Origin of the sequence: Eubacterium sp. CAG:161 (assembly GCF_000432355.1) — a bacterium.
GTDB lineage: Bacteria > Bacillota > Clostridia > Lachnospirales > Lachnospiraceae > Eubacterium_G > Eubacterium_G segne.
The window spans coordinates 1-3,937 of record NZ_HF991869.1 but is presented as its reverse complement, the minus strand read 5'-3'; the positions used below and the strand labels follow the sequence as shown (position 1 = coordinate 3,937).

3 protein-coding genes are annotated in these 3,937 nt (G+C 35.3%); all 3 read right to left on the bottom strand.

Going from position 1 to position 3,937, the window contains the following annotated elements; translation table 11 throughout:
- Positions 1-121: 121 nt before the first annotated feature.
- Positions 122-1,096, bottom strand: a complete 975-nt coding sequence (locus tag Q5O30_RS06495; protein WP_021952941.1) for a Gfo/Idh/MocA family protein — start codon at positions 1,094-1,096, stop codon at positions 122-124.
- Positions 1,097-1,145: 49 nt separating this feature from the next.
- A complete protein-coding gene (locus Q5O30_RS06490) occupies positions 1,146-1,667 on the bottom strand; it encodes a MurR/RpiR family transcriptional regulator (RefSeq protein ID WP_021952940.1) in 522 nt (173 codons plus the stop codon).
- Between the two features lie 331 nt (positions 1,668-1,998).
- Positions 1,999-3,033 carry a hypothetical protein gene (locus Q5O30_RS06485; protein WP_302674623.1) on the bottom strand — a complete coding sequence of 345 codons (1,035 nt, stop codon included), beginning with the start codon at positions 3,031-3,033 and terminating at the stop codon, positions 1,999-2,001.
- Between the last annotated feature and the right edge of the window lie 904 nt (positions 3,034-3,937).

Sequence of the window (3,937 nt, the reverse complement as noted above, 5' to 3'; positions counted from 1 at the left end):
AAAATTGTATGAAAAACTATTAGTGGTGGAGATTATACAAATAAATATGACAGAACTGCGTTGACAATACACAATGCAGTTCTGCCAGTTAAGAATTTTTATATATTAAGGGAAAGTTTAATTATTCTTCTTCAGGGTATTTTAATCCCCATTCCTTTCTGAAGGCTGTCATTAATTCCATAACATCTTTTGTATATTCAAGATGCATGCACGCTGTATCACCGTTTATTGCACGTTCCATATCAGCAAGCTCATAAGCAAGGGCGTCTGCATTTTCACCGGCTTTAATAACTTCTGTTTTACCTGTTTCTGCATCGGTAATTGTTGCCTCCCAGGCTCTTGGATATTCTAAAATTTCTATATATCCCTTTTCACAGGAAATCATGCCTCTCTTAGGTTGTTTAGAATGAAGTGAAAGCATAACTGATGCCATCTGACCTTCATTATTCATAAGTAATAATCCGGCCTGTTCATCCACGCCGGTTGGTGCCGTTTTTACCTGAGACAGAATTTTAGTTGGTTTAGAATCCATAAACCATCTGATAAATGAAAGAGCATAAACACCTATATCCAGCATAGCTCCACCGGCGAGATTTCTGTTAAAGAAACGATTGTTCATGTCGTATTCCTTAAAACTGCCAAAATTCATTGTGATAAGGTTTATCTTGCCTAAAGTTCCGGAATCTATGATTCTTTTAAGCTCTTTATATATTGGCATATGGAATATTGTCATTGCCTCTCCAACAACAACATTCTTTTCATCAGCCAACGTCAAAGCTTCATTTAATTCATCGCTGTTTAATGTAATGGATTTTTCTACCAGAATATGCTTTCCGTGGTTAATAGCCTTTTTCATAAATTCTATATGTGTATTGTGAGGAGTTGTAATATAAACCACATCCACCTCAGGATCATCAAATACGTCATTCATGTTGTCATATACTTTGGCTATATTATATTTTTTCGCAAATTGAACTGCCTTTTCATGTGTTCTGTTAGCAACTGAATAGATGCTTTTTCCGTTCTTTTGTAAAGCCTCAGCCATCTGATTTGCAATAACTCCAGTTCCAAGTACTGCCCATTTAATTTCTCTCATAAATCCAACCTCCTGTAAAATGATTAAATATAATTTTGCATCAATACACTTATACGAAAGCAAGTTGTGTTTCCAAAACCGGTGTGGATATGGCAGGAATCCCAATTTGATTTAATTTATAGGCTCCGTCCATTGCAACGGGAATGGTATTTCCCGCAGCTGCAAATAACACGCTTCTGGCATTATTGATTTTGTTTAATATTTCATCAAGATTATCCGTATCCATCATGGAAACTGTCTGGGTTAATTCCGCAACCTTATTGGCAAGAATACTTTTTAGAGACTGTTTTTTGTTGTCTATTGAAATATCATTACTGTATTCTTCATTATCCTCTCTATTTACCAGTTCCTTTGCAATGGATATTTTCAAATGATGAAATCCTTTTAACCCGATTTTTTTACAAAATCTTGATATGGAAGCTTCGCTAACCTGACATTTAACTGCCAGTTCTCCAACGGTTACATCCACTATATCTTTGGGATTCCTGATAATATAATCGCCTATTTTCTTTTCTGTTTCAAAAAAACTATCATATAGCGTACATATTTGATTTAAAACTGACTTTTCCATTTATGATTCCTTTTCGTTATTTTCGTATTAATATGAGGATTGCAGGAGCATATGGCACGTGGCAATCTGTATCTTGAGTGTTAAAAGAACTTTTGACATCAAAACATTAGTATAATTATAGCATAAGTTTTAATAAAATAAATCTATGTTGAGAATATTGGGCATTTCATCATTTTTTTATTGTAGTTACTGTTAGCTAAATTGATAAGGCTTTAATGACTGCTTTATCGGTGTCTGACGCTTCATTAGTGTCAAATGTATTGTTTCCAAGCATTAAAAAAGAAGAGAAAACCGGATTTTGGCTTTCCCTTCTGTTTAACTGTTTATAATTTTATTTTTTTATCTTAACCTGCTTTGGCTTTGACCATTTGCCCTGATAAGTTTTCTTTCCTTTGACAACAATGGCTTTTGCTCTTGCATACAATTTTTTAGCCTTTTTAAACTTGCTATTTGATACACTATATGTCAATTTCTTAGTTGTTTTTGTCACTATTGTCTTTTTAAACTTCTTATCTTTTGCAATCTGTACTTTGTACTTGGTTGCGCCTTTAACTCTCTTCAATGTAAGACTTATTTTCTTAGCATTTTTCTTTTTAATTGCTTTTTTAACAACTGTCTTTCCAACCTTTACAGATGATGTTTTTGTAGTCTGACTTGGTTGTTTTTTAGTTGTTGTTTGTGCATTTGTATTTGGCTCCTGTGGCTTTGTAGTTTCTACTGCTGGTGTTGTCTCTGTTTTCTCAGTTGTAGTTTCTATTTCAGGTGTTGTCTCAACTGATGGAGTTGTCTCAACTACTGGTGTTGTTTCATTTTCTGAAGTTGGTTTTGCAGTAGTTGTTGGTTCTGCAGTAGTTGTTGGATTTGTAGTTGGTTCCTCGTATTCTGAATATGCAGGATCTGCAAGTTCTGCAGGTGTTCTTCCTGAGAGTCCAGGGTCTGCCTTAATTGACACAGTTTTCTTTAATCCAAATGATTCTACATTGTTACTTGTATACTGTGATCTTACTTCTACTTCATATGTACCTGTCGCAAGTCTGTTTTCATAGTAACTTGCCACATCCCCATTGATTCCTACCTTAATACAAACACCATCTACAAAAAGATTCAATCTCTGACCTGTTAAATCTGCCACATTAGACCATGCAATAGTAAATCCATAGTCTATACCTTCTGTTAAAATTGAAAGTCCAAGTGGTAATGTTGGCTGATTTGGTTTGTCAAATGACTGTGCATTATCTATAAACTGACCTTTAACAGTAACCTTTGATGACCGACCAAATGATGTTGCCGCCAAAGCTGACTCTCTGCCTTCTGCATCCACTGCTGATAAATATGCCAGATATTCACCTGCCGATACACTTTCCAACCCCCTGCCGATACACTTTCCAATATAACATTTGAATTGGTAATTCCGTCTACATATACACGTCTGTAAGGTGTACCTGTCTTTGCATCAAATAAATATAAATTGTAACCTACAACTGATGAATCTGCTGATGGAATACTTGCTTCTGATGATGGTGCCCATGCAACACCTAATTTATTGTCTGCCTGCGCCGGATTGTCAGCAGGAACTTCCGGATTTCCTGTAATATAACTTAATCCCGCCGGTGTTTTTGGACCTATGCAATTAACAGGATATGTGTAATTAAGAGTTGCTCCTGTTACTGTAAAGCTAACTTCTTCTGATAATGATCCCTCACCCATGCTGTTTACATTTGCAGCCCGCGCTGTATATGAACCTGCTGAAAGTCCACCTACTACACCGCCTTTTGTAGCATTGCCAATCTTTGTAACTAACTTTCCATCCTTGTAAATATAAATGACTGTTGCTGTAACAGTTGGATCATATCCATCTACATTTGCTGTGTCATCGGCTCCTGCCCATGCAAACATAATTGCATTTTCAATTGTATCCGGACCACTTTTGCTAACAGCAACAAGTCCTAATACTTTCTTAGGTAATGATGCTGCACTTATATTGTTTGTTGGATAGTATGTAATCGAAGATACTATCATTGCAATGGCACAAATAATCGCACCAAATTTCTTCAACCTTTTCATTTCATAAACCTCTCTTTCATTTGATTAAATATTTATTTAAATTGTACATTTGTAAAGAGTTATTTGTTAGTATTATATTTTTATATATGGGATTAATTTTTTAGGAAAGTGTTTTAATTTTAAGATTTTCCATATATATATGTGCAAACACAAAAAACTCCTAAGAAGCAACGACCGAGGCGGAAGCCGAGAAATCGAACTTTCGA

Coding starts and splice junctions, on each gene's coding strand:
- Q5O30_RS06490 (WP_021952940.1), bottom strand. CDS start 1,667: ATGGAAAAGTCAGTTTTAAATCAAATATGTACGCTATATGATAGTTTT.
- Q5O30_RS06495 (WP_021952941.1), bottom strand. CDS start 1,096: ATGAGAGAAATTAAATGGGCAGTACTTGGAACTGGAGTTATTGCAAAT.